This window comes from Hymenobacter sp. NBH84 (assembly GCF_014217645.1).
GTDB lineage: Bacteria > Bacteroidota > Bacteroidia > Cytophagales > Hymenobacteraceae > Hymenobacter > Hymenobacter profundi.
In genome coordinates this window covers 2,454,244-2,479,479 of sequence record NZ_CP043644.1, presented here as the reverse complement: position 1 = coordinate 2,479,479, position 25,236 = coordinate 2,454,244, and the positions used below count along the sequence as shown (strand labels likewise).

The window sequence follows — 25,236 nt, the reverse complement described above, 5'->3', positions numbered from 1 at the left end:
CCTGCTAGCTTGCCGATTCGGCTGCACGATTGTGTGGCTGGTTCCGCGCCACTTTCTCTCGCCTTTGGACTCTTCTTACTTCAACATTGATACGGCTGCGCCGGCCACGCCCGAGGTTTCGGTACTTCTGATTTACACTGGTGGCACCGTGGGCATGGCCTACGACGACGATGGGTCGCTGGTGCCCATGAAGTTTGCCAGCATTATGGGCAATCTTCCGGAACTGCGCCAGTTTCGGATGCGCCTGACGGTGCACAGCCTCCCCACACCCATCGATTCTTCCAACGTGACCCCTACGGTGTGGGCCGATCTGGTACACATTATCACCCACAGCTACGACGAATACGATGGCTTTGTGATTCTGCATGGCACCGATACAATGGCCTACTCGGCCTCGGCGCTGAGCTTTATGCTGGAAAACCTAACCAAACCCGTCATCTTCACCGGGGCACAATTGCCCATCGGCCGCATCCGCACCGATGCCCGCAAAAACCTGCTTACGGCGTTGCAACTGGCCTCGGCCCGTCACAAAACCACTGAGGCGGCCCGTATTCCCGAAGTGTGTATCTATTTCCATAATGTGCTGCTGCGCGGCAACCGTGCGAAGAAGGTAGAAAGCGGCCATTTCGATGCGTTTAAAAGCGAAAATCACCCGCCGCTGGTGCGCGCCGGCATCGACCTGGAGTTTAATGATGCTGCCATCCGACCCCTATCAGCGTTGCCTCGTAAGTTTCACCAGCACCTCGACGAGCGGGTGGTAATTCTAAAGCTGTTTCCGGGCATCAGCGAACAGGCCGTGCGCGGCATCTTGGCTATCGACAATCTACGCGGCTGTGTACTCGAAACCTTTGGCTCGGGCAATGCGCCCACCGCTTCGTGGTTTACTACTGCCCTACGCGAAGCTCTGGATCGGGGCCTGCATATTCTCAACGTAAGCCAGTGCGACGAAGGCCGCGTGCAGCAAGGCCGCTACGAAACCAGCGCCCACCTGCGCGACCTAGGCATCATTGGCGGCGATGATATCACCACCGAAGCGGCCGTAGCGAAGCTCATGTTTGTACTGGGCCTAAACCAGGATGCCCCTACCACGCGCCGTCTGCTGGCCCGTGACCTGCGCGGCGAAATTTCCAACTGGGAGGAGTAGCCGCATGGCGTTCTACGGTGTGAATGTGGAATGAAAAGCAAGCCCTTTACTCCTTACATCGGGCAGCACGCAAAACGCAACATGCCGAAAGGTTTGCGTTTCTGGTAAAAGCCGCGTTTCTTTGCGCCACCATTAGCCCTAGAGAGGTGTCCGAGTGGTCGAAGGAGCACGCCTGGAAAGTGTGTATAGCCCAAAAGGTTATCGTGGGTTCGAATCCCATCCTCTCTGCATGAAGCCCCGTTTTCAGCTTGAAAACGGGGTTTTACTTTTCAGGAGCGCCATCTATAAGCACAAGTGCGGATACTCGCTCAAGTTTCTAGCACAGAAACACACAGTACTATCCTGCTGTATTCTTTCTGCATAGGCTCTATAGCTACTATATAAGTCAGGCTATGTATCTGAGAAACCAATCTGAACCAAGTATTAGCTTACTTTAAATAGATAAAAGGCCCGCACCATCTACTGATTGTGCGGGCCTCTGTGCTTACATTGAAAAAGTTATACGGCAGCGGGTACGCTTAGGCCTTCATAGGTCCGCGTGCGTTTGTGGATTTGCCAAACAATGAGCACGACTAGAAGAACGCTTATTAATAAGGCCAGTCCAAATAGAAGATCTGCCCCAAAGATTTCCCGCATCGTTTCCTTCTTGCTGAGGTCGGTGTCTGTCATCGCAAGGAAGGCCAGTAGATTATTAAACATATGCGCTACAATGCATAGACTTAGTGACCTGGTTCGGTAATACAGCCAACCAAATAGCAATCCTATCAGGCCAGTTCCTACTATTTGCGCTGGATTCATATGCATTAGCCCAAACAACAAAGCCGACTGGCTAATAGCTACCCAGGGTCGATAATTACGTAGCAGACCCGTTAGCATAACGCCACGGAAGATAAGCTCCTCTAATAGAGGCGCTGATACACAGAAAAGAAACAGGGCGAGCAGCGGTTGCTTCACTAAATCACGGAAGGTTGTTTCCATCCAATTAGGTAGATGGAATAGTTCGACCAGCGTCGAAGCCACTATACCATAGGCAATTACTAGGATGGGCAGGGCCGCATAAATCCATGGCTTCGCTTGGCCTTTCCATTGTATTCTTGCCCACTGCCTGCCTGCTTTACGGCGCAAGATAAGCATCAAAGCCACGTTTATTAGCACGGATAGAATAGCAGCGTTGGTCTGCTTGCCCACATGCAGCAGCTTATCTAGTACTAAGTAAGTGGGTATTCCTACAAGCAGGGATAAGATTAGAAACCAGCCCAATACGCCCCAGCTTTGAGCAATGGTAGGGTAAGCCGAGCGAGTTACGGTTGGCGGGACCTCGGGCAGGATAGGAGTAGAAATAACGGTAGTTTCCATTGAATAGAGTAGAAGGAACGATAGATGGTCATAATGATAGCAAAAAGCCTCAATGTCCAGGCCTTTTTTATGTTTAGAGAGAAATAGCTGGTTTTCCAGATGCAGCTAGTAGACCCGCACAATGCGCTTCTGGCTTGCTAAAGCACTGTGGGAAGATGTACTCTTTACTTGCAGCCGCAGTCCTTGCACTCCTGTAGCGTGTTGAAGGGTACTATTCCGCCGCAGCCGCCCCAGGTAAACGCCTTACACTTCTTTTCTCGCGGATCGAAGTAATAGCGCACGAAGGCAGCATTACAGAGGCCCGCATCCGGCACGAGTAGACAAAGAGGAGTGGGTTCAATAGCGGGTTCGGGCTCTGGATCATTGTCCTTTTGGCTGCAAGTAGCAGAAGAGAGTAGGGCTGTGGCCGAGAACAATAGTAGCGTCTTTTTCATACCGCTAGGAGCCTACTTTGTAGGCGATAGTTGCAATGGTGTGTCTCGAAAAATGCCGTGTCGTATAATGTTCGAATAGATTGGGTTATTTCCAACCAACAAATAGTGTCACAAAAAAGGCCCTAACTCTCAAAAGAGTTAGGGCCTTTTTTGTGCGAAATCGTATTTTTATACAGAGAAGCTTTCGCCGCAGCCGCAGGTACGGCTGGCATTAGGGTTGTCAAAATAGAAGCCTTTGCCGTTTAGCCCATCCGAGAAATCAAGTTCAGTGCCGGCTAGGTAAAGGAAGCTTTTCATGTCTACTACTACCCGGACGCCTTTGTCTTCAAACTCCTGGTCCATGGGCTTCACCTCGTTGTCAAAGTCTAGCTTGTAGGACAGGCCCGAGCAGCCGCCGCCTGCCACCGACGCACGCAACCGGTAGGTAGCATCTAGTTCGGCATCGCGCATGAGATGTTCGATTTTATCTTTTGCCTTGTCAGAAACAGTAATCATGGCAGTAAGGGTAGGGGTAAGCGAAGCTAGCCGATGTGGCCATTTCTATTACAAAAGTACACCCTGAAAGGTTTAGTTTATCTGATACGTTTCTAAATAATAAAAGGTAGGAAGCACCAACTATTTCAGCTGCTTCCTACCCTCTACAACGTTATGCACCCGGTAGGACCGGAGCTAACTTAGTGGTGCGACTTTTCCATCTCCAGAGCGGGCAAACCGTTCTTCACGCGGTAGTCCGAAATGGCCATTTTGATAGCGTCTTCTGCCAGTACCGAGCAGTGAATTTTCACGGGCGGCAGGGCCAACTCTTCCACAATCTCCATGTTGTCGATAGCCAAGGCCTCATCCACGGTTTTGCCTTTCAGCCATTCCGTTGCCAGCGATGAAGAGGCAATAGCCGAGCCGCAGCCAAACGTCTTGAATTTGGCGTCGGTGATGGTGTTGGTGGCTTCGTCTACCTCGATTTGCAGGCGCATTACGTCGCCGCACTCAGGAGCGCCTACCAGGCCAGTACCTACAGTTTTTTTGCTTTTGTCCAGCGTGCCCACGTTGCGGGGGTTGCTGTAGTGGTCAATTACTTTATCAGAGTAAGCCATGACGTTGTCAATTAAGAATTAAAAATTAAGAATTAGAAAATTGAGTTTCAAATCAAAAGAGGACTATAATAGCGAACTGTCTTTTAATTTTTAATTCTCAATTTTTAATTGATTCTAGTGTTCTGCCCACTCAATGGAGCTGAGGTCGATGCCTTCTTTGTGCATCTCCCATAGCGGCGACATTTCGCGGAGCTTGGTTACGGCTTCTTTTACGTGGCCGATAGCGTATTCAATTTGCTCGTCGGTGGTGAAGCGCGACAGACCAAAGCGTAGCGAGGAGTGTGCCAGGTCGTCGCTCAGGCCTAGGGCCTTCAGCACGTAGCTGGGCTCCAACGAGGCCGACGTACAAGCCGAACCCGACGATACCGCCAAGTCCTTCACGCCCATCATCAGGCCTTCGCCTTCTACATACTTGAAGCTGATGTTGGCTACGTGAGGTAGACGGCGTTCCACCGAACCGTTTACGTAGCTTTCTTCCAGCGTCAGCAGTTCTTTTTCGAGGTGGTCACGTAGCTTGCTTAAGCGCTCTGCGTCCTGTGCCATTTCGAGGCGGGCCAGTTCACAAGCCTTGCCAAAACCTACGATGCCGGGTACGTTCAACGTGCCAGAGCGCATGCCGCGCTCGTGGCCGCCGCCGTCCATCTGGGCCGTCACCTTCACGCGAGGCGACTTACGCCGCACGTACAACGCGCCTACCCCTTTGGGGCCATACATTTTGTGAGCCGTGAAAGCCATCAGGTCGATGCCATCGGCGATAACGTCTACGGGAATCTTGCCTACTGCCTGCGTACCGTCGGTCATGAACAGCGCGCCGTGCTTGTGGGCAATCTTGGCAATTTCCTGGATGGGCTGGATGGTGCCGGTTTCGTTGTTGCCGTACATGATAGTCACCAGAATCGTTTCAGGTGTCATGGCGGCTTCCAGGTCTTCTAGGCTAATAAGGCCTTGCTCGTTCACGGGCAAGTAGGTAACCCTGCCGCCTAGCTTTTCGATATGCTTGCAGGTGTCGAGCACGGCTTTGTGCTCGGTGGTAGCCGTGATAACGTGGTTGCCCTTCTGAGAATACATCTCGAACACACCCTTAATAGCTAGGTTGTCCGACTCTGTGGCGCCCGAAGTGAAAATAATTTCCTTTGGGTCACAGTGAATCAATTGCGCGATTTGCTCGCGGGCGTAGTCCACGCCTTCTTCCGCGGCCCAACCAAAGGGGTGATTGCGAGACGCCGCATTGCCGTATACTTCTGTGAAGAACGGTATCATGGCATCCAGCACCCGCGGGTCGAGAGGGGTAGTGGCGTTGTTGTCGAGGTAGATAGGTAGCTTGAGCATGGCTCGGAGTCAGTGAGTTCAGCGGAGAATCATTCGCATCTAGAACAGCAAAACTACTAAAGAGGTTTTACTTTGTCAGTAGAAATGTCTCTATAATCCTAATACTGCTATAGAAGCCTTCTATGGCTCCTTCTTACAACCACCTATGCTCACAAACCTCGAACATTTGGGCTTGGCCGTCCACGACCTGGAAGCGGCCACGGCCCTTTATACCACGCTGCTCGGCGTGGCACCCTACAAGCAAGAGCATGTAGCCAGCGAAGCCGTAGATACCGTGTTTTTTAAAGTAGGCGGGTCCAAAATTGAGCTGCTAGCCGGTACTTCTGCTGATAGTGCCATCACCAAGTACCTGCTTAAAAAGCCCGAAGGCATTCACCATGTGGCGTTTGAAGTAGATGATATTCGGGCTGAAATGGCGCGGCTGCTGGCCGAGGGCTTTGCACTACTCAATGAGGAGCCCAAGCGCGGCGCCGACAACAAACTCGTTTGCTTTGTGCACCCGAAAAGCGCTGCCGGCGTGTTGGTAGAGCTGTGCCAAACGATAGGGAGTAGTGAAATTGCGGAACCGGAACTGTCATCCTGAGCATTCTGCCCATCAAGCGGCGACGAAGGACCTTCTGCCAGTTGAACGAGTCGTTGTTACACTTGTCGTGCCGGCGTGTGAAGGTCCTCTGCAAGCGGACGCCAGATAGAGGATAACAGTTCCGGTTTCACCACTCACAATTTCACAACCTCACCACTTTACTATTTCCATGAATCTATTCCAACAAGAAGTGGAAGCGGCCGTAGACGCGCTGCTGCTGCAACAAGTCATTCTCTACCCTACCGATACAGTGTGGGGCCTGGGCTGCGATGCCGAATCGACAAAGGCTGCGGAGCGGCTCTACAAGCTGAAGGGTAGGCCCGAGGGCAAGCCCAGCATTGTGCTAGTGGCCGATGAGACGATGTTTGCTCGCTACGCAGCTACCGTGCCCGACAATTTAGCCGAGCTGCTGACGGCCCAAGAGCGACCCACTACCTATATAGTAGCTGCCAGCCGATATGTGGCGCCGCAGCTGGTAGGGCCAGATGGCACGGTGGGCCTGCGCATTCCGCGCGACGAGTTCTGCCACAAGCTGGTGCGCCGGCTGGGGCACGGGCTGGTGTCGACCTCGGCCAACCGCAGTGGGGAGCCGGCGCCGGCCATCTACAGCGAAGTAGACAAGCAAATTGACCGTGCCGTAGACTACGTAGTGAGTTGGCGACAGGACGACGACACGCGGGTAGCTCCTTCGCGAGTGGTACGAGTAAAGGAGGATGGCACGTTGGAAACGATACGTAGCTAACCAGAGCATAAAAAAAGTAAGCACGACAGCGGGTTACATTTGACAGGGTAGCGGTATGAAGTCTAAACTACACCTTCACCTTTTCACTTTTGACCATGAAATTCTCCTTCAAATCACTGCTCGTTCTGGCTGCTTTCGCTCCTTTCGCTCTGGCCTCTTGCTCGGAGAAAACGCAGGAAAACGCTGAGGCTACCGCCGAAAGCGCTGCTACCGATGCTGCTAACGCAACTGAAAACGCTGGCGATGCCATCGAAAATAGCACCGACAAGGCTGCCGCTGAAATGGCTCCCGAGAATGGCGATACAGCTGTAGTGCGCGATGTACCGGCTGATAAGATGGTAGAAGAAACTCCTGCCAAGCAGTAATTGCCTGGTAGGCTACTACCTACGAAAAGCGCCTTCGGAAATCCCGAGGGCGCTTTTTTTGTGATAGCACGTTGGTTTGGCGTGTCGGCAAATGCGTCATTCTAGGGGCGTTGCTACCTTTGCGGCATGAACAAGCCGCAGCTCCCCGACCTTCCCCTGTTTCATACCATTGCCGAAGCCGCCGGTGAGTTGGACTACCCCGCCTACGTGATTGGGGGCTACGTGCGCGATTTGGTGTTGGCCCGGCCCAGCAAAGATGTAGACGTGGTGTGCGTGGGCGACGGCATCCGGCTGGCGCAGGCCGTGGGCCGAAAGCTGCCCGGGCGGCCCCGCGTCACGGTGTTTAAGAACTTCGGTACGGCCATGCTGCCTACCCCCGAGATTGAGGTGGAGTTTGTGGGCGCCCGCAAGGAAAGCTACCGTGCCGAGAGCCGCAAACCGGAGGTAGAAGCCGGCACGCTGGAAGAGGACCTGGCCCGTCGTGATTTCACCATTAATGCGTTGGGCATCAGTTTGAATCCGGCGGATTTTGGCGCGCTGGTGGACCGCTACGATGGTATGGGCGACATCCAGCGCAAGACCATCCGTACCCCCCTCGACCCTGATATTACGTTCTCCGATGACCCGCTGCGCATGTTGCGCGCCATTCGGTTTGCTACCCAGCTTGATTTCGATATTGAGCCGGATACCTACGATGCCATTGCGCGCAACAAGGACCGCATCAAGATTGTGTCGCAGGAGCGCATCACCACCGAGCTGAACAAGATTATCCTGGCCGAGAAGCCCAGCTATGGCTTCAAGCTACTGTTTCAGTGTGGGTTGCTGCAATTGATTTTTCCGAAGATGGCCCAATTGCAGGGCGTGGAAAGGGTAGGGCAACATGCACACAAGGATAACTTCTACCACACCCTACAGGTGCTCGACAATGTGGTGGCCACCGGCGCCGACCTGTGGCTACGCTGGGCCGCCATTCTGCACGACATCGCCAAACCTGCTACCAAGCGCTACGATAAGCGCGTAGGCTGGACTTTCCACGGCCACGAGGACAAAGGCGCCCGTTGGGTACCGCAGATTTTTGCTGATCTGAAACTGCCCCTGGGCGAAGAAATGCGTATGGTGCAGAAACTAGTACGTCTGCACCTGCGGCCCATTGCGCTGGTAAAGGAAATTGTGACCGACTCGGCCGTGCGCCGCCTGCTGTTCGAAGCCGGCGACGACATCGACCGCCTCATGCAGCTCTGCCGCGCCGATATCACTAGTAAGGACCACCAGCGCGTGGCGCGCTACCTGCGCAACTTCGATGTAGTAGAAGAAAAGCTGAAGGAGGTAGAAGAGAAAGACCACTTGCGTAACTTCAAGCCCGTCATCACCGGCGAAATTATCATGGAAACCTTCGGCCTGAAGCCAAGCCGCGAGGTAGGCGAGCTGAAGGAAGCCGTGCTGGAAGCCATCCTCGACGGCCGCGTGCGTAATGAGTACGACGAGGCCTTTGCGATGCTGCTGGAGCTTGGCGAGAAGAAAGGATTGGTAGTGGTGAAATAGTGAGGGGGTGAGGTGGTAAAGGAGTGAGTGAATAAAAGCGTCTGTCATCCTGAGCTTGCGAAGGACCTTATGTCAGTTGAACGAGTCGTTGGTACGGCTGTAGTTCTCGCGTGATAAGGTCCTTCGCAAGCTCAGGATGACAGACGCTTTTATTCACTCACTCCTTCACTACCTCACCCCTTCACCATTCAAAAAAGAGAAAGCCCTTTGCCCTTCCGTTGCAGCGGGGTAGGGAAAGGACTTTCTCGGGTCACGGGCTCACTCACCACAAACCAGCGACCCACTGACGGATTGTATTAGGGTAGATGGCGGTAGCCGCCAAAGCGTTGCCTGAGCGATAGTTATTCGCGGATAGGAACCAGGGAGGAGCCACGGCTTACTTCCTTGGAGATGCGGCTGGGGTTGCCGGCATATTGCACCTCGCTGGCGCCGCTGAGGTCTACTTTCAAACGTTCCTGCACGCGGGTTTTAGCGTTGCTGGCCCCCGATAGGTCAAAGTCGGCAGTGCGCGCGGTCATGCCCAGCGCGTCTATCTCACAGGCGCCGGAGCCATCCACGACCAGGTCGTTGGTTTGGCCGCGCAGGTGGGTTTGGCAAGCGCCGCTCAGGTCCAGCGACAGGCGCGTTGCGTTTACATCGAGGGTGGCGGCGCAGGCACCATTTTGCTCCACGTTTAGATTGCGGGCGTCGCGGAAGCCGGCTACATCGGCCTGGCAAGCGCCGTTCAGCTCCAATTTATCTAGGGTAGGCATTGTCACGCGTACCAGCACGGGGTTGCGGTTGCCCTTCCAATTCGACCAGAACCCGCGCTGTTGGTGCCGAATCAAGAGTTCGTCGCCGCTGGTTGACACCTGCAAATCGCGCAGGTCGCGGTCTTCGCCGGCTGCTTCTATCTTAAACTCGCTACCCTGGCGCACCAATACCCGGTAGGCGCCGTTGGCTTGAATGGTGTGGAAATCGGTGAAGGAATACGTGCGGCGGCCGTCGCCGTAGGAACTGAAATCGGTTGGAAAATCTGCCTTCGGGATGTCAATGTTCACTTTCACATTGCCGTTTTCATCGGTATCAGTATTGATACGAACACCACCTTCGGATTCGTTGACGCGCACGTCTATGCCGTCATTCTCATCGGTGTCCTGCTCGTCATCATTGGTGAAATCAGAATCAGCACACTCAAGGCAGCGCAGTTGGGTGCCAATGAGTTCGTAGGTGTGTGTGTCCGCGTTTTCAGGCTTTTCGTTGTTCACGAAGTTTTCGCTGTCCAGACGGTTCGCAAACTCCTTGCTCAGGCGGTAGCGCTTGTTTTGGGGTAGGCGCAGGGTCACGTCCAGGTCCTGGTCGCGGAAGCGGGCATCGGGTTGAAACGTGAAGAAATCATCGAGTACCAGTGTGGCGTTGTCGGTGGCGCGAGCGGTGTAGCGGATAGAGGTGCTGGCCGTACGAATGGCTTCCTGCTCCGTGGCGCCGCGCGCCGAAAGGTACTTCACCAGTTCCACCACTTGCCCGCTGTCGGCTTCTGTCAGGTTCAGATCCACCCATTTGTGGCCATCGTTGTGCGTGGTATGGTTGTCGAGCAGGATGGTGCCGGCCGTGAGGGTAGGGAACCGCTCGGTCTGCGTCACCTCGCCTTCCATCTGGAAGTCGCGGCTGATGCGCACACCGGCTGCGCTGGCTCCTACCACGCTCAGTAACCACAGCCCTAGTAGGGAAAGGCCTGCAATGCGGCTCAGAACAGGCCGGCGCAAAATCAGCCCCAAGCCCAGCAGGAACATGGCCAACACCGGAATGGCCCCGGCGGCATAGAAGGCCAGCAGCGCCCACGAAGGCACGCTATTGGTGAACAGGTAGGGAGGAAATGGACCGGTATGGATGAAGCCTTGCGACTCGGGCAACACGCCCAGACCCACGCCCAGTGCAATGGTGAAGGCCAGCAAAAAGCCAAACCCAGTTATTACTAGCAGTGCCCCAGCTACTACCCGAATCAAGGTGCCCACAAAGCCCACAGCAGGACGCAGATTGCGGCCGGCGCCTTCAATGAACGTACCGATAGGACGGCTACCGGGCGTAACTGCACCTTCTTCCGAAGCACGCAGGTTGCTGTCTAAGGCAGAGAGCGTCACGGCATCGCCACGCATCCGAAGACGGTCGGAGGCCGTTTTGGCCTCCGGTACCAGAATCCACAGAATGATGTAGAGGATGAACGTGAATCCTCCCACGAAAAGGCCTGCCAGCAACAACACCCGAATCAAGACAACATCGGTACGGAAGTAGGCCGCCAAACCAGCCGACACGCCGCCGATTTTACCGCTGTCAACGTCGCGGTAGAGCTTGCGGAAGTTGGGGTCTTCATCGCTCAGCACATTATCGTAGCGCTTGGGCAGTGCAATCCAGAGCACTATGTAGGCAATTACAGAGAAAGCCGATAGTTTTTCGCCCAACTCATCCAGCCAGCTGATATCGTCGAGAACAGGACCAGCGAGCAACACCCCTACAAACGCCAGCCGGAACCACAGCGGGTTGACGGTGAAGTAGCGGCCCAGGCCGGCGGCTACCCCAGCCACCTTGCGATTGGCCATGTCGCGGGAGAGGCGGCGGGGTTCGTCGGTAGCGGCGGTGGCATTGCCAGGGTCAGCGGCATTTTTTGTGCTGCCGGTGTAGGCCCGGCCGCTGGCGCTGTTTGTGCTGCTGCCTGTAGTGCCGGTGTAGAAGCCTTCGGCGGTGCCGCTGGCCACGGCCGAGGCCAGAATTTCTTCGTCTTCCTCGGCCTCATCGGCGGCCTGAAAATCGCGTACGCGGCCCATCTTCGCTACCATCTGCTCCACGTCTTCCAGCGAAATAATCTGCTTGCTGGGCGAAAGCCGCGATACAAACAGCTCGGCAATGCGGCTCTCAATGTCAGCCACGATTTCCTCGTGTCCGCGGTAGCCAGAGAAGTGGGCTTTCACCTCGGCCAGGTAGCGGCCAAGGACTTCGTATCCATCTTCCTCGATGTGGAAGATGATGCCCTGAAGGTTGATGCTGATGTTCTTTTTCATCTCAGTGCTGCAACTAGTTCAAGTGAAAGGGAGTGGGGAGAGGGAGGCGGACTAGGCCGCGTCGGAGGAGGGGGTAGGCGAGTGAGAGCGGATAATCCGAATGGACTCCTCTACTTCCTCCCAGGTCAGGCGTAGCTGGTGCAGAAACTCCTGCCCGGCCAGCGTGAGCGTGTAGTACTTGCGGGGCGGCCCGCTCGTCGATTCCTTCCAGGTATAATCCAGAAGGGCGGCATTCTTGAGGCGGGTGAGCAGCGGGTAGAGGGTGCCCTCCACCACAATCATGCGGGCTTGCGTGAGCTCCTCCAACATGTCGGAGGCATACACCTCGCCGCGGGCAATGATTTCCAGGATGCAGAATTCCAGAATGCCCTTCCGCATCTGCACTTGGGTGTTCTCTACTTTCATGGGCTGAGGACAGATATCGGTGAAGAATGAGACAAAGGTAACAGAAGGTACTATGTAACACAAGGTACTGTGTAAATATATTTTTGGTTGTCATTTCAGAAGAATTTTTTGTTCGGAAATGAGAGACTAGACCCAGCGTGTTAATTACCAAACACTCTGACTATCAGTTAAGAAAGCACAACACTATGCATCGGCCCGATTTGTGCTAAACGCCAGTTGGTCGTTTTTGCCGAAAGCGCATAAGAATGAAGTAACTTGCGTTTCGGTCGTGGTCACGGCTTGCCATTTTACCCTAGTAGGATACTATGATGCACTTCTCCCGTTTCGCTACTCTCGGGTTGTTATTGTCTGGGCTAGCCTTGGGGCAAACTGTTAAGGCTCAGAGCACAACGCCAAAATACAGCAACGAATTTCTGAATCTTGGCGTGGGTGGCCGGGCGCTGGGTATGGGCAATGTGCAGGTGGCTCTAGCCTCCGATGCCACCGCTGGCTACTGGAACCCGGCCGGCCTCACGCAGCAAAAAAATAAGTACGACGCCGTGCTCATGCACTCCGAGCTGTTCTCGGGCATCATCAAAAACGACTACGCCGCTTTCTCCATGCCCCTCGACGAGCAGAGCGCCATCGGCGCCAGCCTCGTGCGGCTGGGGGTAGACGATATTGCCGACACGCGCAATCTGGTGAACGAGTACGGCCAGATCGACTATGGCCGCATCACCTACTTCTCCATCGCTGATTATGCCATGCTGCTGTCCTACGCCCGCAAAATCGGGAGCGTGGAGGGCTTGTCGGTAGGGGCGAATGCCAAGATCATCTACCGCAATGTGGGCGATTATGCCAATGCTTGGGGCTTTGGTATCGACGCGGGTATGCAGTACAATCACGCCGGCTGGCAACTGGGCCTGATGGCCCGCGACATTACCACTACCTACAACGCTTGGTCTATCAACGCGGATAAGTTTCGGCAGACGCTGGTGCCCGGTGAGACCATGCCCAAGGGCGGCCCCGAGGTAACGCTGCCCCGTTTCATTCTGGGCGCCGCCCGCCTGATTAAGCTGCCAGGTGAGTTCACAGCCCTACCGGCCCTAGACCTGGAAATGACCACAGATGGCCAGCGCAACACCCTGATTTCGTCCAGCACCGTGAGCATCGACCCGCGCGCGGGTATTGAAATTGGGTACAGCAACCTGGTGTACCTGCGCGGTGGGGTAGGAAATTTTCAGAAGATCAAGTCCTTCAAAAGTACTACGCAGGAAGATTGGCACGCCCAGCCCAGCCTGGGGGTAGGGGTGGCCCTCAGCGGCCTGCGCCTCGATCTGGCCCTCTCGCGCCTGGCCGTGGAAAACACGGGTGGCAGCGCTTCCCAGACCAACTCTGTTATCGTGTCGCTGGGCTACGGCTTCAAATAAACGCGACTTCGACTTTTAGCTACATGATAGATTATCTGGTTTCTATGAAACACGCATACGTTTGGAAGGTACGTGGGCTGTGGCAACGCTTGTTACTGGTGTTGGTGTTTCTGCTGGGCGCTCAGCAGCTGCTAGCCCAATCCGGGGCCTACGGCAACGAATGGATTGTATCCGGGCAGCAGTATTACAAGATACAGACCGTGCGCGACGGCCTCTACCGTCTCGACAATGCCTACCTCGCGCAAGCTGGCATTAACGGAGTAAATCCCAGTCAGTTTCAGCTGTGGCGGCGCGGTCAGCAAGTGGCTATATACGTGGGCGGCAACGCCACCACGCAAGATGCCAGCACCTATATTGAGTTCTTTGGGCAGGGCAACGACGCCAAGCTAGACCGTGGTATGTATAAGAGGGCGATTGATCAAGCACAACCCTATTACAGTCTCTTCACTGACACGGCTGCGTATTTTTTGACGTGGTCGGGCGTTACCCAAGGTAAGCGTATGACTCAGCCAACGCCTGCCGTGCCAGGTACGGCCGCACCGTATTGGCTTCGACCCGAGTTGCAGATACACGGCTATGATTATAACAACGTAGATGAGGTAAGCTCTGTATTTCAGCCTTGGGGTGAGCCTTCAGAGGGCTTCTTCTCAGGACAGATCAATACAGGCGGCTACACTTTTTCCGTAGGTACAGAGCAGCGAAAAGGTGGTAATGCACAACTGGAAGTGCGCCTAGCGGGTAGCTCTAGAGTTGGGCACGTTGTTGAAATGGCAATTGAGCAGCCAGGCGGTACTCGGCGTTTGTTAGGCACCGAGCGTTTCAATACGTATGAAAATAGAGTAGTAAAGTATGTCTTACAACCAGCAGATATACAACCCAATGGGACTGTACGTGTACAGATAAAGCCAACCGCAGCAGGGGATGTTGTTCGGATTGCATATATCAAAATTACATATCCACAAACTGCACGCTGGATAGCCAGCCGCGAGAGTCGTTATTTCACAAACGACTCTACGTTGAATGCGCCGGCTTACTATGTACTCGATAGCATTCCAGGCAGCGTATATGGATATGATGTAACGGATCCTTATAGCGTACAGCGCATTACAGGCACGGTCACTACTAGTACAAGACGAGGTTTCTACTTCCCAACTGCCAGTAGCAATAATACTAGGCAGTTGCTATTGGCAGATACTGAAAAACCTTTGAAGCCCACCCTACCGGCTCGACGCGTCAATTTCGTCTCGTTGCAGCCTACAGCCGCTGATTTTATCATTATTACGAGTCCTGTAATGATGCAGGCGGCGGGAGGGACGCCTAATGCAGCCCAGGCATATGCCGACTACCGGGCCTCCACTATCGGCGGTAAACATGATGTGCTGATGGTAACCAGCCAGCAGTTGTTTGATCAGTTTCATTACGGAGAAAAATCGCCGCTGGCACTACGGCATTTCACTCTGTGGATGCTCACGGATAAAAGTCGGGAGAAATACTTGCTGCTATTAGGGAAAGGATACTCTGTTAGTCAGAGAGAAGGTAATTACGTACGTAACATACCCGGTGTTGATCATGTGCCGACTAGCACTCGCGCGGTGTCGGATTTGTTTTACTCTGCTGATTGGGAAAACAATAACTATGTAGGTGGTTTAGCCACCGGCCGTATTGTGGCTAGAAATGCCCAAGAGGTGATGAACTACCTCAATAAGCTGAAAGACCACGAAGCACTGGGCGTAGAAGGGTGGCGAAAAAATGCTGTGAATATGGTAGGCGGCCAAAATGTTGCCGACTATTCAGAATTCAATAGCTATATGGAGAAATACAAACAGCTAATAGAAGCGCCGTGCTTTGGTGGGAAAGTAATTAAGACCTATCGACGCTCGGAGCTTGGCACAGTTGGCTCATTCCCGGTTGGTGTGAGCATTGCTGACGAACTGAACAAGGGCGTGTCGTTACTTACGTATTTTGGACACGGTTCGCCCTCCGTTCTTGATGTTGACTTTGGAAACATCAATGACGCCACGAAAAATTATCGGAACAAAGGGAAGTATCCGGTGATGTTCGTAAACGGTTGCTCTGCGGGCAACGTGTTCGTTTTCTATTATGCTTTTAGCTCAGAATGGGTGTTAGCACCCGACAAAGGTTTTGTGGGCTTCATGTGCGAATCAGGTTTTGGCTTCTCCAACGACTTGGACGAAAGCCAAACGCTGATGTACAAATTACTACTTAATGACCCGGTCTGGTATGGTAAGCCCGTGGCGCGGGTGTGGAACGAGGTGGCGCGCCGCTTACAACCCATTGCGCAGTACAGCCCTTCCACGGCATCTGGCCTAATGTGCACCATCTGGCAGGGCGACCCAGCCCTACGGCTATTCTCACCCGCCAAGCCCGATCTGGTCATCACCAACGACAGTCTGCACATCCCCGCAGCAGCCAACGGGCAGCCCGTGCTAGCTTCGGCAGAGTCGTTTAAGCTCGTTATTAATGCGGGCAACCTAGGGAATCTATGCGGTGCCGAGAAAGTGGACGTTTGCGTGACGCGCAAGTACCCCGCTACCTCTGGCCGCAAAGACGACGCGTATAGCTTCTCCTTCACCTCTACCCAGCGCGACAACACCTACACGGTAGACATTCCGAATACAGGCGATGTGTTCGGGGAGAATACGTTTGTTGTGAAGCTCGATTGCAACAACCTAATTGATGAGCTGGATGAAACTAACAACGAAGCGCAACTGAAGTACAACTTCCTGCGGGGCGGCGTTACGGCCCTTACGCCCACAGAGTTTGCTGTTGTGCCCTCGGGGGCGGTGCGGCTGGTAGGGCAGAGCAATCTGATTAGTGCCGAACCGCGTCTGTTTGATATGGAGCTGGATACGGTGCCTACCTTCAACAGCCCCTTGGTACAGCGCAACAACACGGTTTCGGGGCGGCAGCTGGCCAGTTGGGCAGCTACTGTGCCTACCATTGCCGGGCGCGACAGTGTGGTGTGGTACTGGCGCCTGCGCCTGCAAACGCCACAGTCTGAAGAAAGTAATGCCTGGGCTACCAGCTCGTTCCGGGTGATTCCGGGTAGTGCGGGTGGGTGGTCGCAGAGCCATTACGGGCAATTTGAGCGCAACACGCAGCAGCGCGTAACCGCGGCGGCGCCCAATGGCCGTTGGAGCTTCGCGGAGGCCGATGGCGGTAGTGGGGTAGTAACTTCTACCCTTATCGGGCCGGCGCAGCAGTGGACCACTCTGTTTCATACCGTACGCACGCAGGAAAACGACAGCTACACATTGCGTCTGCTGGGCGTAGATGCTACAGGTGCTACCACCGTACTGAATCCTGATGTCACTAGCCGCGCCCACTCGCTGGCCGATGTATCTGCTGCGCGCTATCCCTACCTGCAACTGCAAGTGATACTGCGCGATACCCTTAACCACACTGCACCGCAGCTCAAGCAGTTGTTGGTAACGTACCAGGACGTGCCCGAAGGCGTGATACGCCCTGATTTGGCTGCCACGGATGCCTACACAGCCGCCACGCTCACTAAACAGGCTACTAGCGGCACGCTTAGCTTCCCGGTATACTTCCAGAATATTTCTACCACGGATTTTGGTACACCGCTGAAGGCGGAGGTTACTCTGCGGGATGCTGCCAACCGTACCAGCACTACGCTGGTAGAATACAAAGGAGGCGTACTGAAAGCCGGAGAAACTGCTAAAATTGACGTGACAGCCAACGTAGTGAACCTGGCTACCGGCGTCGTGACGGGCTCCATGAACGTAAACCCCCGCCTGCTGCCCGAGCAGTACTACTTCAACAACCAGCTAGTGCTGCCAAGCTTCAACGTGAATAACAGCAGCACGCCGCCTACCCTCGATGTAGCCTTCGATGGGCAGCACATCCTGAATGGCGATATTGTATCGCCCGCGCCGGTGGTGACAGTGCAGCTGCAAAACAACAACCTGCTACGGCCGGTGAAGGAAGCCAGCAACTTCAGCCTGTTTTTGGTGAAGCCAGGCGAAAGCAACGCCACGGAGGTTAACATGAACTCGTCGGCGGTGGCCTTTTTGGCCGATTCAGCGAAGGGCTTGGCGCGCATTGAGTACCGCCCTAGCACGGCGCTGGCCGATGGCAAATACACGCTTATCGCGCAGGGCCGCGACGCCTCCGGTAGTGCGGCGGGCAGTCAGGAATACCGCGTGACGTTCGAAGTCATCAACGAATCGACCATCACCAACGTGTATCCCTATCCCAACCCCATGACCAGCAAGGCCAAGTTCGTCTTCACGCTGACCGGGGCGCAGGTGCCGCGCAACATGAAGATTCAGATTCTGAGCCTCACGGGCCGGGTGGTGCGGGAAATCATGATGGCAGAGCTAGGCCCGCTGCGCATCGGCAACAACATCTCCGACTATGCATGGGACGGCACCGACGAGTTCGGCGACCGACTCGCCAACGGCACCTACCTCTACCGCGTGGTGCTCGACGACCCCAACAAAGACTTCCAGCACCGCACCACCGCCGGCGACAAAGCCTTCAAGAAAGACTGGGGTAAAATCGTGCTTCTGCGGTAAGAGGTGAAATGGTGAGTTGAAAAACGCGTGTCATCCTGAGCGGAGCGAAGGACCTTATCACGCCAGAACAACAAGTGTAACAACGACTCGTTCAACTGGCATAAGGTCCTTCGCAAGCTCAGGATGACACGCGTTTTTCAACTCACCATTTCACTATCTCACCATTTCACCTCTTACCTCCTCCGCAACGTCACGAAGCTGTAAGCGAAGGCGTGCTTGAGGTCAGGCTCGTGCCGTTCGCGGGTTTCTTCCTGCCATTCGGTGCGGTTGAGGTCGGGGAAAAGGGCGTCGCCCTCCACAGTTTGGTGCACCTCTGTGAGGAAAATAGTATCGGCGGCGGGTAGGGCTTGGCGGTAAATTTCAGCTCCGCCGATGATGAAAATGTCGTCGCCGAAGGTCTGGGCTAACTCCACCGCGGCGGGTACAGAATTCGCCACCTCACAGCCTGTGGGATGCCAGTCCGTCTGCCGCGTCACCACGATGTTTTGACGGTTGGGTAGGGGCTTGCCAATCGACTCAAACGTGCGTCTCCCCATCACGATGGGGTGGCCCGAGGTAAGTTGTTTGAAATGCTTGAGGTCGTTGGGTAGGTGCCAGGGTAGGGTATTGTCTTGGCCGATAACGCCGTTTTCGGCTACGGCTACGATGAGGGCTATCATGCGATGGGATAATGAGATAGTGAGTAGTAAAACGACTGTCATCCTGAGCAGAGTGAAGGACCTTCTCACATGTGAACGACAAGCGTACTAACGACTCGTTCTCATGTGAGAAGGTCCTTCGCTCTGCTCAGGATGACACGCTTCTTTCGTTCAACAGCTCACTGTTGAACCCACGCAGAAAGTCCTGCACAGGCATGCGTTTTTTGCCTTCCAGTTGCACATCGAGCAGGTCGAGCATGCCGGCGGTGGTGGCAAGGCGCAGGTAGGTGCGGCCATCGGTGGCCCAGGAGCCGGGTACGGCGGGTTGGGGAGTAACGGCTTCTTCGGGCGTAACCACGCGGGCGCGGAAAACCTTGAGGGTGCGCCCATCGGGCAGCTGCGTGAAAGCCGTGGGGAAGGGTGATAAGCCGCGAATGCGGTTTACCAGCGCCAGCGCGGGCTGCTGGAAATCCAGGCGGCCGGTTTCCTTATTAATCTTGGGAGCCGTGCGCAGGGTAGGACTGTGCGACTGGGGCGTGGTGGGTACGTTACCGACGGCCACGGCCTGTACCGTGCGCAGGGCCAGCGCCGCGCCGGCTACTTTCAGCTTTTCGTAGAGCGAACCGAAGTCGTCCTCAGGCTTGATGTCGACCACATCCTGCAAAATCAGGTCGCCGGTGTCGATTTCATGTTGTAGGAAAAAGGACGTGACGCCGGTTTGCGTTTCGCCCTCAATAAGTGCCCAGTTGATGGGCGCCGCGCCCCGGTACTGAGGTAGGAGCGAAGCATGAATGTTCAAAGAACCCAAACGAGGCATGGCCCACACGGCCTCGGGCAGCATCCGAAACGCTACGACCACCTGCAAATCGGCGGCGTAGCTGCGCAACTCCTCCTGAAACGCCGGCGACTTCAGGTTGGTGGGTTGTAGCACCGGCACGCCGTGCGCCACCGCTGCCTGCTTCACCGCCGACTCTTGGAGCTGTCGGCCGCGCCCGGCGGGTTTGTCGGGCGCCGTTATCACGGCTACCACTTCGCAGTCGGGCCAGGAAAGCAGGGTTTCTAAAGTAGGCACCGCAAAATCGGGGGTGCCCATGAAAATGATTCGAAGCATAGGAGGTAGGGGCGCGTTGCACGCGCCCATCGTTGAACGAAAGGTTTGAGAGGGGATGTGACGCGGCGCGGACGACGGACGCGTGCAACGTACCCCTACGATTCAGGATATAGCAAATACTTCTTGCGCAACTGCTTATACTGGCTCAAGCCCGGCTCCCACGACTTGCGGATTTCTACCTCCGACTTGCCGGCGATAATCTGCTGACGCAGTTCCTTCGTACCGGCCAGCCGTTCGAAGTTCTTGTTGAAAAACTGGTCTTTGGCAGTGCTTTGCTGGTAGAAATCGAGCAGGTAGCGGAGCGTGAAGTTTTCCACCTTCGCATCACGCAGGTTCACACCGCGGCAGGTTTGGCCTTTCTGGGGTGGGTCGGTGGAGCCGGCGTTGGGGGTAGGCACAAACGTGAAGGACCGTGAGGCCGGTTGCTTGGGACTGCCCAGAATCTCAAATGGCGTGCTGGTGCCGCGACCCACGCTCACGTCGGTGCCCTCAAAAAGACACAGCGAGGGGTAGAGCGCCACGCTCTGCGCGGTGGGTAGGTTGGGGGAGGGACGCACCGGTAGCTCGTAGCGCGTGGCGTGGGTGTAGCCCGCCACCGGCACCACCGTGAGCTTGCACTGTACGCCGCCGGCCAGCCACTTCTCGCCGTTCAGCATCTGTGCCAGCTCGCCTACCGTGAGGCCGTGCACGATGGGCAACGGGTCGAGGCCGACGAAGGACTTGAGCGCTGGGTCTAGCATGGGGCCATCCACGTACCAGCCGTTGGGGTTGGGGCGGTCCAGCACCACTACTTCCTTGCCTTGTTCGGCGGCGGCTTCCATCACGTAGTGCAGCGTGCTGATGAACGTATAGAAGCGCGTGCCCACGTCCTGGATGTCAAAAACCAACACATCCAGGTCTTGCAGCATCTCGGGGGTCGGCTTTTTGGTGGCGCCGTAGAGGCTGCGCACCGGCAGGCCGCTGCGGGCATCTTTGCCATCCTTGATGGTCGCGCCGTCGGCTGCCTCACCCCGGAAACCGTGTTCCGGTGCGAAAATCGTTTTCACGCCTACCCCCTGCGACAGCAACGTGTCCACGAGGTAAGCCTGGCCCACACGTGAAGTTTGATTGACTACTAGGCCCACGTGCTTGCCCTTCAGCTGGGGCAGGTAGCGTCCGAACTGCGCGGCTCCTACCTGCAACGCGGGGGCCACGGGAATTGCGCTAGCCTGCGTCGGCGGGGTAGGCGGGGTGGCCGTGGCGGGCGGGGTGGTGCGGCTGCAATCGGTGGCGAGTAGGGCGAGGCTCAGCAGGCCAGAAAGAAAGGATACTGTCATCAGAAGAAAAGGGGCTAGAAAACTGCCCGCAGACGCGTAGCTTTACGGCAGTGAACGTCTCGCAGTACATATCCCACAAAATTGATGGGGCCGACTCAGGTTCTTTTACCTCGTCGGTGACAAAAATAGCCATTATCAGCATTGCCATGGGCTTGGCGGTGATGATTGTGTCGTTTGCCATCTTGGAAGGCTTCCGCAACGAAATTCAGAACAAGATTTTTTCGTTCGGGGCGCACCTGCAAATCACCAAGTACGATACCAACAACTCGCTGGAAGTGGCGCCCATCAACGGGCAGCGACTGACGCAGGAGCTACGTACGTTTCCGCAGGTGAAAACCGTGCAGCCGTTTGCCATCAAAACGGCCATCATCAAAACCCGCGACGAGGTACTGGGCGTGGTGCTCAAGGGCATCGACGAGCCGCAGGCCGGTAGCTCGCCTATGCGCCAGAACCTGGTGGCCGGCAAGTTCCTGACCTTTCCCGATACGGCGGCCAGCGACGACGTGCTGCTCTCGCGCAAGGTGGCCGATAAGCTACGCCTGAAGGTAGGCGATGAGGCACTGTTCTACTTTATCCAGAACCCGCCCCGTATCCGGCGTTTCAAGGTCAGCGGCATCTACCAGACCGGCCTCGATGAGTTCGACGAAGTATACGTCATTGGCGACATCCGGCAGATTCGGGACCTACGCGCCTGGCCCGATTCGCTGGTGGGCGGTATGGAAGTGGTGCTGCGCGACTTCCAGCAGCTCAACCCGGTGGCCGACAATATGTACGAGCAGCTGCCCTACGACCTAAAGCTCGACAAAATCACGGAGCAATATCAGCAACTATTTGACTGGCTGAAGCTGCTCAACCGCAACGTGGTTATCTTCCTGGTACTCATTATCGTAGTGGCAACGTTCAACATGATTGCTACCATCTTCATCATGATCTTGGAGCGCACCAACATGATTGGGGTGCTTAAGGCCATTGGGGCCACCGACAACCAGATTCGCAGCATGTTTTTCTTCCGCGGCCTGAGCCTCACGGTGCGTGGCATGCTCTGGGGCAACGTGATTGGGCTGGGATTCTGCGCGGTGCAGTACTTTTTCCACGTCATCCCCCTCGACCCCGAGAACTACTACATGGACCGTGTGCCGATTCACTGGGACCTGTTTATCATTGTGGTGCTGAACGTGGCCACCTTCTTGGCCTCGCTGCTGGCCGTGCTGGTGCCTACCTACCTTATCTCGCGGATTCGGCCGGTTACAGCCATCAAATTTGATTAGTGTAAGTCTTTATTCTGACACAAAAACGAGCCAGCCGCTGAATGCATTCAGCGGCTGGCTCGTTTGTAATAAAGGCAAGGAGCCAGCTTTAAATGGGTTAGGGGGCCGTCATCAATCCAGGAACTCAATCGACTTTCCTACCCCTATCCAACCAAACTTACAGCCATTGGCTTTGCAAAACCAGGTTGGGATCGGGGCAAAGCGCAGCCCACTGGTCACGCTCTGCCGGCGCGGCCACGCCGGGAAAGTCGCCCTGGCGGCCTTGCATATCAGCAATAATCTGAAAGTGCAGATGCGGCGGCCAGTCGCCATTTTCGGGCGGAGGGCCTACCTCCGCGAAGGTGTCGCCCTGGGCAACGGTCATGCCGGGGCGGAGCAGGGTCGTTTCGCGGCGAGTCAGGTGGCCGTAGAGGGTGTAGAAAACTGTGTCTTCGAGTTGGTGTTGCAGAATGATGGTAGGGCCGTAGTCGCCAAAGTTTGCGTTGTCGGCCAGGCTGTGCACTACGGCATCGAGCGGCGCCAATACGGGCGTACCGGCGCGCAGCCACACATCCACGCCTAGGTGCAGGGAGCGGGCCGGAGCGCTGTCGTCGGCGAAGAGGGTAGGGCTGCGGCGGTAAATCACGCGGTTTTCGAGGTAGCCGCCTACCCCGATATCGGCTTGCTGGGCAGCCAGCAGGCGGGCTACCAAATCAGAAAAAGCCGCAGTGTCGCGTAAATCGGCATCCTCCAGAAGCGGATTGGCGGCAGTGAAATCGAGGCGGGCCACGTCGGGCGCGCTCAGATCGACGGGTAGCACCGGCCCAAACGCGTGTTGGTGGCGCTCCAGCAACTCGGCAAGAAAAGAAGCCATATGGTAGAAGACTTGAAAAGCAAAGGAAATGTAAGCGGGCCGATTTAGCAGCGAATGCCGCACCAGTTGCCCGCAAAGCACGTAAATACGGACATAAGCTACGCCATCCGCCGCGGAATCCCGTACTTTGTGCGCCCCAAGCGGTTGGCACACGCCGCCGTTTTTCATTGAGTTTTCAAGTTTCTAAGTTCCCCCGCATGTCTTACCTCACGCTGAACGTCGTTGACCTGACCCAGGAAACGTCCGACGCTGTTACCATTCATCTCGAAAGCCCCGACCGCCAGCCTATTGCCAGCCAGCCCGGCCAGTTTTTGACCCTGATTCTGCCCTGCGGCCCCGGTGGCAAAAAAGAGCGCCGCGCCTACTCGCTCAGCAGTACGCCCACCGAGGCGCCACGGCTGGCCGTTACGGTGAAGCGCGTAGCGGGTGGCTTGGTTAGCAACTATTTGCTGGATACGGTGCGGGTAGGGCAACAGCTGGAAGCCATGGCACCCCTGGGCAACTTTGCCTTGCAGCCCAACCCCAGTGCAGCGCGCTCCTTAGTATTGGTTGGTGCAGGCAGCGGCATCACGCCCCTCATGAGCATGTTGAAAGCCGTGCTGCGCGAGGAGCCCCAGAGTCGTGTGCTGCTGGTATACGGCAACCGCACCGAGGAATCGGTGATTTTCCGGCAGCAACTGGCCCAATTGGAGGCGCAGTCGGGCGGGCGCTTGCAGGTAGAGCACGTATACAGCCAGCCGCACACGCCCGCCAGCGGCAAGCCGCACCAGTACACTGGTCGCCTCAACCGCACCATGCTGCTGCGTATTCTGGAGCAGCGCCACGCCAGCGCCCCGGCACAATCGGAGTACTACATGTGCGGACCGGAGGGCATGATGGCGGAAGCTCGTGCCGCCCTGGATTTGCTGGGCGTACCCGCCGCGCAGATTCACCGCGAAAGTTTTGTGGCCGCTGCTGAGTCGGCTGAAACTGCCGCGGCCCAGCCCAACGGCCACGGCGACGTATCCACGGCCGACGACGATGACGCTTCGGCTACCCGCAAAGTAACCGTGCAGTACGAAGGCAGCGAGTACCAGTTCGACGTAGCGCCCGACCAGACCATTCTGGAAGCAGCTCTGGACTTGGATATCGACCTACCCTACTCCTGCCAGGCAGGCCTGTGCACCGCCTGCCGTGGCAAGTGTTTGAGTGGCAAAGTACACCTCGATGAGCGCGAAGGCCTGTCAGATTCCGAAATGGAAAAAGGCTACGTGCTGGTGTGCGTGGCGCACCCGCTCACCAAAGATGTGGTGATTGAAATAGATTAGCAGTCGAGCTAGCATTTGCTTACCTTCCACTATGGATACAACCACGTGGCTGACCGTTGCCCAGCGCTTGCAGGCGCTGGCGCAAACGGGCCTGGAATACTCGAAAGACAGCCCTTTCGACCTGGAGCGATACGCTGAAATCAGGGCATTGAGCGTGCAGATGGTAGCCGGGCTGACGGATGAACCGCTGGAAAAAGTAACGGCTTTTTTCACCTCCGAAACTGGTTATCAGACGCCTAAGGTGGATGTGCGGGTAGTAGCATTCCGGGGCACCGACGAGGTGCTGATGGTGCAGGAAAAAATGGACCACAACCGCTGGACCCTACCCGGCGGCTGGGCCGATGTGGGCCTGACACCCTTTGAAGTAGCCGAGAAAGAAGCCGAGGAAGAAACCGGCCTGCACGTGCGCGCCGTGCGCCTGTTGGCCCTGTTCGACAAAAAGCAGCACGCCCACCCGCCGCAGCCCTGGTACGTCTACAAGTGCTTTGTGCTGTGCGAGGTGGTGGGCGGCGAGCTGGGCAACAAGAATGTGGAAACCGCTGGCGCCCGCTGGGTGCGCGAGGCCGAGCTGGAAGCGCTAGACTTATCCACCGACCGCGTCACGAAGTCGCAGGTGGCCACAATGTTTGAGTTTGCCCGTCAGCCCGAAAAACCTACCCTTTGCGACTAAACCCGTAACCCTACCTCTCGGTTGTATACCGATAGCCTAGCGACCAACGTTGCGGGCTTATTTCCCTTCCGAATCACGA

General features: G+C 55.9%; 21 protein-coding genes and 1 tRNA gene. 11 read left to right on the top strand and 11 right to left on the bottom strand.

Annotated features, from left to right (window positions below; all coding sequences use genetic code 11):
- The first annotated feature begins 64 nt into the window (after window positions 1–64).
- Together F1C16_RS10365 and F1C16_RS10360 are read left to right on the top strand one after the other, a co-directional pair.
- Window positions 65–1,144, top strand: a complete 1,080-nt coding sequence (locus F1C16_RS10365) for an asparaginase (RefSeq protein WP_243900201.1) — start codon at window positions 65–67, stop codon at window positions 1,142–1,144.
- 140 nt (window positions 1,145–1,284) lie between these two features.
- Window positions 1,285–1,372: transfer RNA gene (locus tag F1C16_RS10360), tRNA-Ser, on the top strand.
- A gap of 270 nt (window positions 1,373–1,642) precedes the next feature.
- Here F1C16_RS10360 and F1C16_RS10355 read toward each other — a convergent pair.
- The 5 genes from F1C16_RS10355 to F1C16_RS10335 form a co-directional block, all read right to left on the bottom strand.
- Entirely contained in the window at window positions 1,643–2,500 is an 858-nt protein-coding gene (locus tag F1C16_RS10355; RefSeq protein WP_219733327.1) for a CPBP family intramembrane glutamic endopeptidase, read from the bottom strand.
- Between the two features lie 164 nt (window positions 2,501–2,664).
- Window positions 2,665–2,934, bottom strand: a complete 270-nt coding sequence (locus F1C16_RS10350) for a BPTI/Kunitz domain-containing protein (RefSeq protein ID WP_185280587.1) — start codon at window positions 2,932–2,934, stop codon at window positions 2,665–2,667.
- 168 nt (window positions 2,935–3,102) lie between these two features.
- A complete protein-coding gene (locus tag F1C16_RS10345; protein ID WP_185280586.1) occupies window positions 3,103–3,429 on the bottom strand; it encodes an iron-sulfur cluster assembly accessory protein in 327 nt (108 codons plus the stop codon).
- Between the two features lie 179 nt (window positions 3,430–3,608).
- Window positions 3,609–4,025 carry a Fe-S cluster assembly scaffold IscU gene (gene iscU / locus F1C16_RS10340; RefSeq protein WP_185280585.1) on the bottom strand — a complete coding sequence of 139 codons (417 nt, stop codon included), beginning with the start codon at window positions 4,023–4,025 and terminating at the stop codon, window positions 3,609–3,611.
- Window positions 4,026–4,139: 114 nt separating this feature from the next.
- Window positions 4,140–5,354, bottom strand: a complete 1,215-nt coding sequence (locus F1C16_RS10335; RefSeq protein WP_185280584.1) for an IscS subfamily cysteine desulfurase — start codon at window positions 5,352–5,354, stop codon at window positions 4,140–4,142.
- A 145-nt stretch (window positions 5,355–5,499) separates the two neighbouring features.
- Between F1C16_RS10335 and mce the strand changes: the two genes are divergently transcribed.
- The 4 genes from mce to F1C16_RS10315 all read left to right on the top strand — a co-directional run bounded on the left by mce (window position 5,500) and on the right by F1C16_RS10315 (window position 8,586).
- Window positions 5,500–5,937 carry a methylmalonyl-CoA epimerase gene (gene mce / locus F1C16_RS10330; protein ID WP_185280583.1) on the top strand — a complete coding sequence of 146 codons (438 nt, stop codon included), beginning with the start codon at window positions 5,500–5,502 and terminating at the stop codon, window positions 5,935–5,937.
- 169 nt (window positions 5,938–6,106) lie between these two features.
- A complete protein-coding gene (locus tag F1C16_RS10325) occupies window positions 6,107–6,679 on the top strand; it encodes an L-threonylcarbamoyladenylate synthase (RefSeq protein WP_185280582.1) in 573 nt (190 codons plus the stop codon).
- Window positions 6,680–6,774: 95 nt separating this feature from the next.
- On the top strand, window positions 6,775–7,044 hold the full coding sequence (locus F1C16_RS10320; RefSeq protein WP_185280581.1) for a hypothetical protein: 270 nt from the start codon (window positions 6,775–6,777) through the stop codon (window positions 7,042–7,044).
- Between the two features lie 126 nt (window positions 7,045–7,170).
- Complete coding sequence (locus F1C16_RS10315) at window positions 7,171–8,586, top strand: CCA tRNA nucleotidyltransferase (RefSeq protein ID WP_185280580.1); 1,416 nt, start codon at window positions 7,171–7,173, stop codon at window positions 8,584–8,586.
- 341 nt (window positions 8,587–8,927) lie between these two features.
- On the opposite strand, the gene F1C16_RS10310 is transcribed toward F1C16_RS10315, so the two are convergent.
- Window positions 8,928–11,621: a GIN domain-containing protein gene (locus F1C16_RS10310; protein ID WP_185280579.1), complete on the bottom strand. Its 2,694-nt coding sequence runs from the start codon at window positions 11,619–11,621 to the stop codon at window positions 8,928–8,930.
- Between the two features lie 51 nt (window positions 11,622–11,672).
- The gene (locus tag F1C16_RS10305; RefSeq protein ID WP_185280578.1) at window positions 11,673–12,026 is read right to left on the bottom strand and encodes a PadR family transcriptional regulator; all 354 of its coding nucleotides are present in this window, start codon (window positions 12,024–12,026) and stop codon (window positions 11,673–11,675) included.
- Window positions 12,027–12,331: 305 nt separating this feature from the next.
- Here F1C16_RS10305 and F1C16_RS10300 point away from each other — a divergent pair, with 305 nt between their 5' ends.
- Window positions 12,332–13,435 (top strand): PorV/PorQ family protein, encoded by a 1,104-nt coding sequence (locus F1C16_RS10300; protein ID WP_185280577.1) that lies wholly within the window; start codon window positions 12,332–12,334, stop codon window positions 13,433–13,435.
- 44 nt (window positions 13,436–13,479) lie between these two features.
- Window positions 13,480–17,994, top strand: coding sequence for a C25 family cysteine peptidase (locus F1C16_RS10295; RefSeq protein WP_185280576.1), 4,515 nt, complete (start codon window positions 13,480–13,482; stop codon window positions 17,992–17,994).
- A 173-nt stretch (window positions 17,995–18,167) separates the two neighbouring features.
- On the opposite strand, the gene F1C16_RS10290 is transcribed toward F1C16_RS10295, so the two are convergent.
- From F1C16_RS10290 to F1C16_RS10280, 3 genes are all read right to left on the bottom strand, one after another.
- Window positions 18,168–18,653 carry a dihydrofolate reductase gene (locus tag F1C16_RS10290; protein WP_185280575.1) on the bottom strand — a complete coding sequence of 162 codons (486 nt, stop codon included), beginning with the start codon at window positions 18,651–18,653 and terminating at the stop codon, window positions 18,168–18,170.
- Window positions 18,654–18,780: 127 nt separating this feature from the next.
- Entirely contained in the window at window positions 18,781–19,743 is a 963-nt protein-coding gene (fmt, locus tag F1C16_RS10285) for a methionyl-tRNA formyltransferase (RefSeq protein WP_185280574.1), read from the bottom strand.
- 95 nt (window positions 19,744–19,838) lie between these two features.
- A complete protein-coding gene (locus F1C16_RS10280; protein ID WP_185280573.1) occupies window positions 19,839–21,059 on the bottom strand; it encodes an exo-beta-N-acetylmuramidase NamZ domain-containing protein in 1,221 nt (406 codons plus the stop codon).
- A gap of 50 nt (window positions 21,060–21,109) precedes the next feature.
- Here F1C16_RS10280 and F1C16_RS10275 point away from each other — a divergent pair, with 50 nt between their 5' ends.
- Window positions 21,110–22,327 carry an FtsX-like permease family protein gene (locus F1C16_RS10275; RefSeq protein ID WP_185280572.1) on the top strand — a complete coding sequence of 406 codons (1,218 nt, stop codon included), beginning with the start codon at window positions 21,110–21,112 and terminating at the stop codon, window positions 22,325–22,327.
- A gap of 157 nt (window positions 22,328–22,484) precedes the next feature.
- On the opposite strand, the gene F1C16_RS10270 is transcribed toward F1C16_RS10275, so the two are convergent.
- A complete protein-coding gene (locus F1C16_RS10270) occupies window positions 22,485–23,180 on the bottom strand; it encodes a peptidoglycan DD-metalloendopeptidase family protein (RefSeq protein WP_185280571.1) in 696 nt (231 codons plus the stop codon).
- A gap of 197 nt (window positions 23,181–23,377) precedes the next feature.
- Here F1C16_RS10270 and F1C16_RS10265 point away from each other — a divergent pair, with 197 nt between their 5' ends.
- Window positions 23,378–24,487, top strand: coding sequence for a ferredoxin--NADP reductase (locus F1C16_RS10265; RefSeq protein WP_185280570.1), 1,110 nt, complete (start codon window positions 23,378–23,380; stop codon window positions 24,485–24,487).
- A gap of 31 nt (window positions 24,488–24,518) precedes the next feature.
- Window positions 24,519–25,157 carry an NUDIX hydrolase N-terminal domain-containing protein gene (locus F1C16_RS10260; protein WP_185280569.1) on the top strand — a complete coding sequence of 213 codons (639 nt, stop codon included), beginning with the start codon at window positions 24,519–24,521 and terminating at the stop codon, window positions 25,155–25,157.
- The last annotated feature ends 79 nt before the right edge of the window (window positions 25,158–25,236 follow it).

Bases quoted from the DNA above. Each gene is read 5' to 3' on its own strand.
- F1C16_RS10355 (WP_219733327.1), bottom strand. From the start codon at position 2,500: ATGGAAACTACCGTTATTTCTACTCCTATCCTGCCCGAGGTCCCGCCA.
- F1C16_RS10350 (WP_185280587.1), bottom strand. From the start codon at position 2,934: ATGAAAAAGACGCTACTATTGTTCTCGGCCACAGCCCTACTCTCTTCT.
- F1C16_RS10345 (WP_185280586.1), bottom strand. From the start codon at position 3,429: ATGATTACTGTTTCTGACAAGGCAAAAGATAAAATCGAACATCTCATG.
- iscU (WP_185280585.1), bottom strand. From the start codon at position 4,025: ATGGCTTACTCTGATAAAGTAATTGACCACTACAGCAACCCCCGCAAC.
- F1C16_RS10335 (WP_185280584.1), bottom strand. From the start codon at position 5,354: ATGCTCAAGCTACCTATCTACCTCGACAACAACGCCACTACCCCTCTC.
- mce (WP_185280583.1), top strand. From the start codon at position 5,500: ATGCTCACAAACCTCGAACATTTGGGCTTGGCCGTCCACGACCTGGAA.
- F1C16_RS10325 (WP_185280582.1), top strand. From the start codon at position 6,107: ATGAATCTATTCCAACAAGAAGTGGAAGCGGCCGTAGACGCGCTGCTG.
- F1C16_RS10320 (WP_185280581.1), top strand. From the start codon at position 6,775: ATGAAATTCTCCTTCAAATCACTGCTCGTTCTGGCTGCTTTCGCTCCT.
- F1C16_RS10315 (WP_185280580.1), top strand. From the start codon at position 7,171: ATGAACAAGCCGCAGCTCCCCGACCTTCCCCTGTTTCATACCATTGCC.
- F1C16_RS10310 (WP_185280579.1), bottom strand. From the start codon at position 11,621: ATGAAAAAGAACATCAGCATCAACCTTCAGGGCATCATCTTCCACATC.
- F1C16_RS10305 (WP_185280578.1), bottom strand. From the start codon at position 12,026: ATGAAAGTAGAGAACACCCAAGTGCAGATGCGGAAGGGCATTCTGGAA.
- F1C16_RS10300 (WP_185280577.1), top strand. From the start codon at position 12,332: ATGATGCACTTCTCCCGTTTCGCTACTCTCGGGTTGTTATTGTCTGGG.
- F1C16_RS10295 (WP_185280576.1), top strand. From the start codon at position 13,480: ATGAAACACGCATACGTTTGGAAGGTACGTGGGCTGTGGCAACGCTTG.
- F1C16_RS10290 (WP_185280575.1), bottom strand. From the start codon at position 18,653: ATGATAGCCCTCATCGTAGCCGTAGCCGAAAACGGCGTTATCGGCCAA.
- fmt (WP_185280574.1), bottom strand. From the start codon at position 19,743: ATGCTTCGAATCATTTTCATGGGCACCCCCGATTTTGCGGTGCCTACT.
- F1C16_RS10280 (WP_185280573.1), bottom strand. From the start codon at position 21,059: ATGACAGTATCCTTTCTTTCTGGCCTGCTGAGCCTCGCCCTACTCGCC.
- F1C16_RS10270 (WP_185280571.1), bottom strand. From the start codon at position 23,180: ATGGCTTCTTTTCTTGCCGAGTTGCTGGAGCGCCACCAACACGCGTTT.
- F1C16_RS10265 (WP_185280570.1), top strand. From the start codon at position 23,378: ATGTCTTACCTCACGCTGAACGTCGTTGACCTGACCCAGGAAACGTCC.
- F1C16_RS10260 (WP_185280569.1), top strand. From the start codon at position 24,519: ATGGATACAACCACGTGGCTGACCGTTGCCCAGCGCTTGCAGGCGCTG.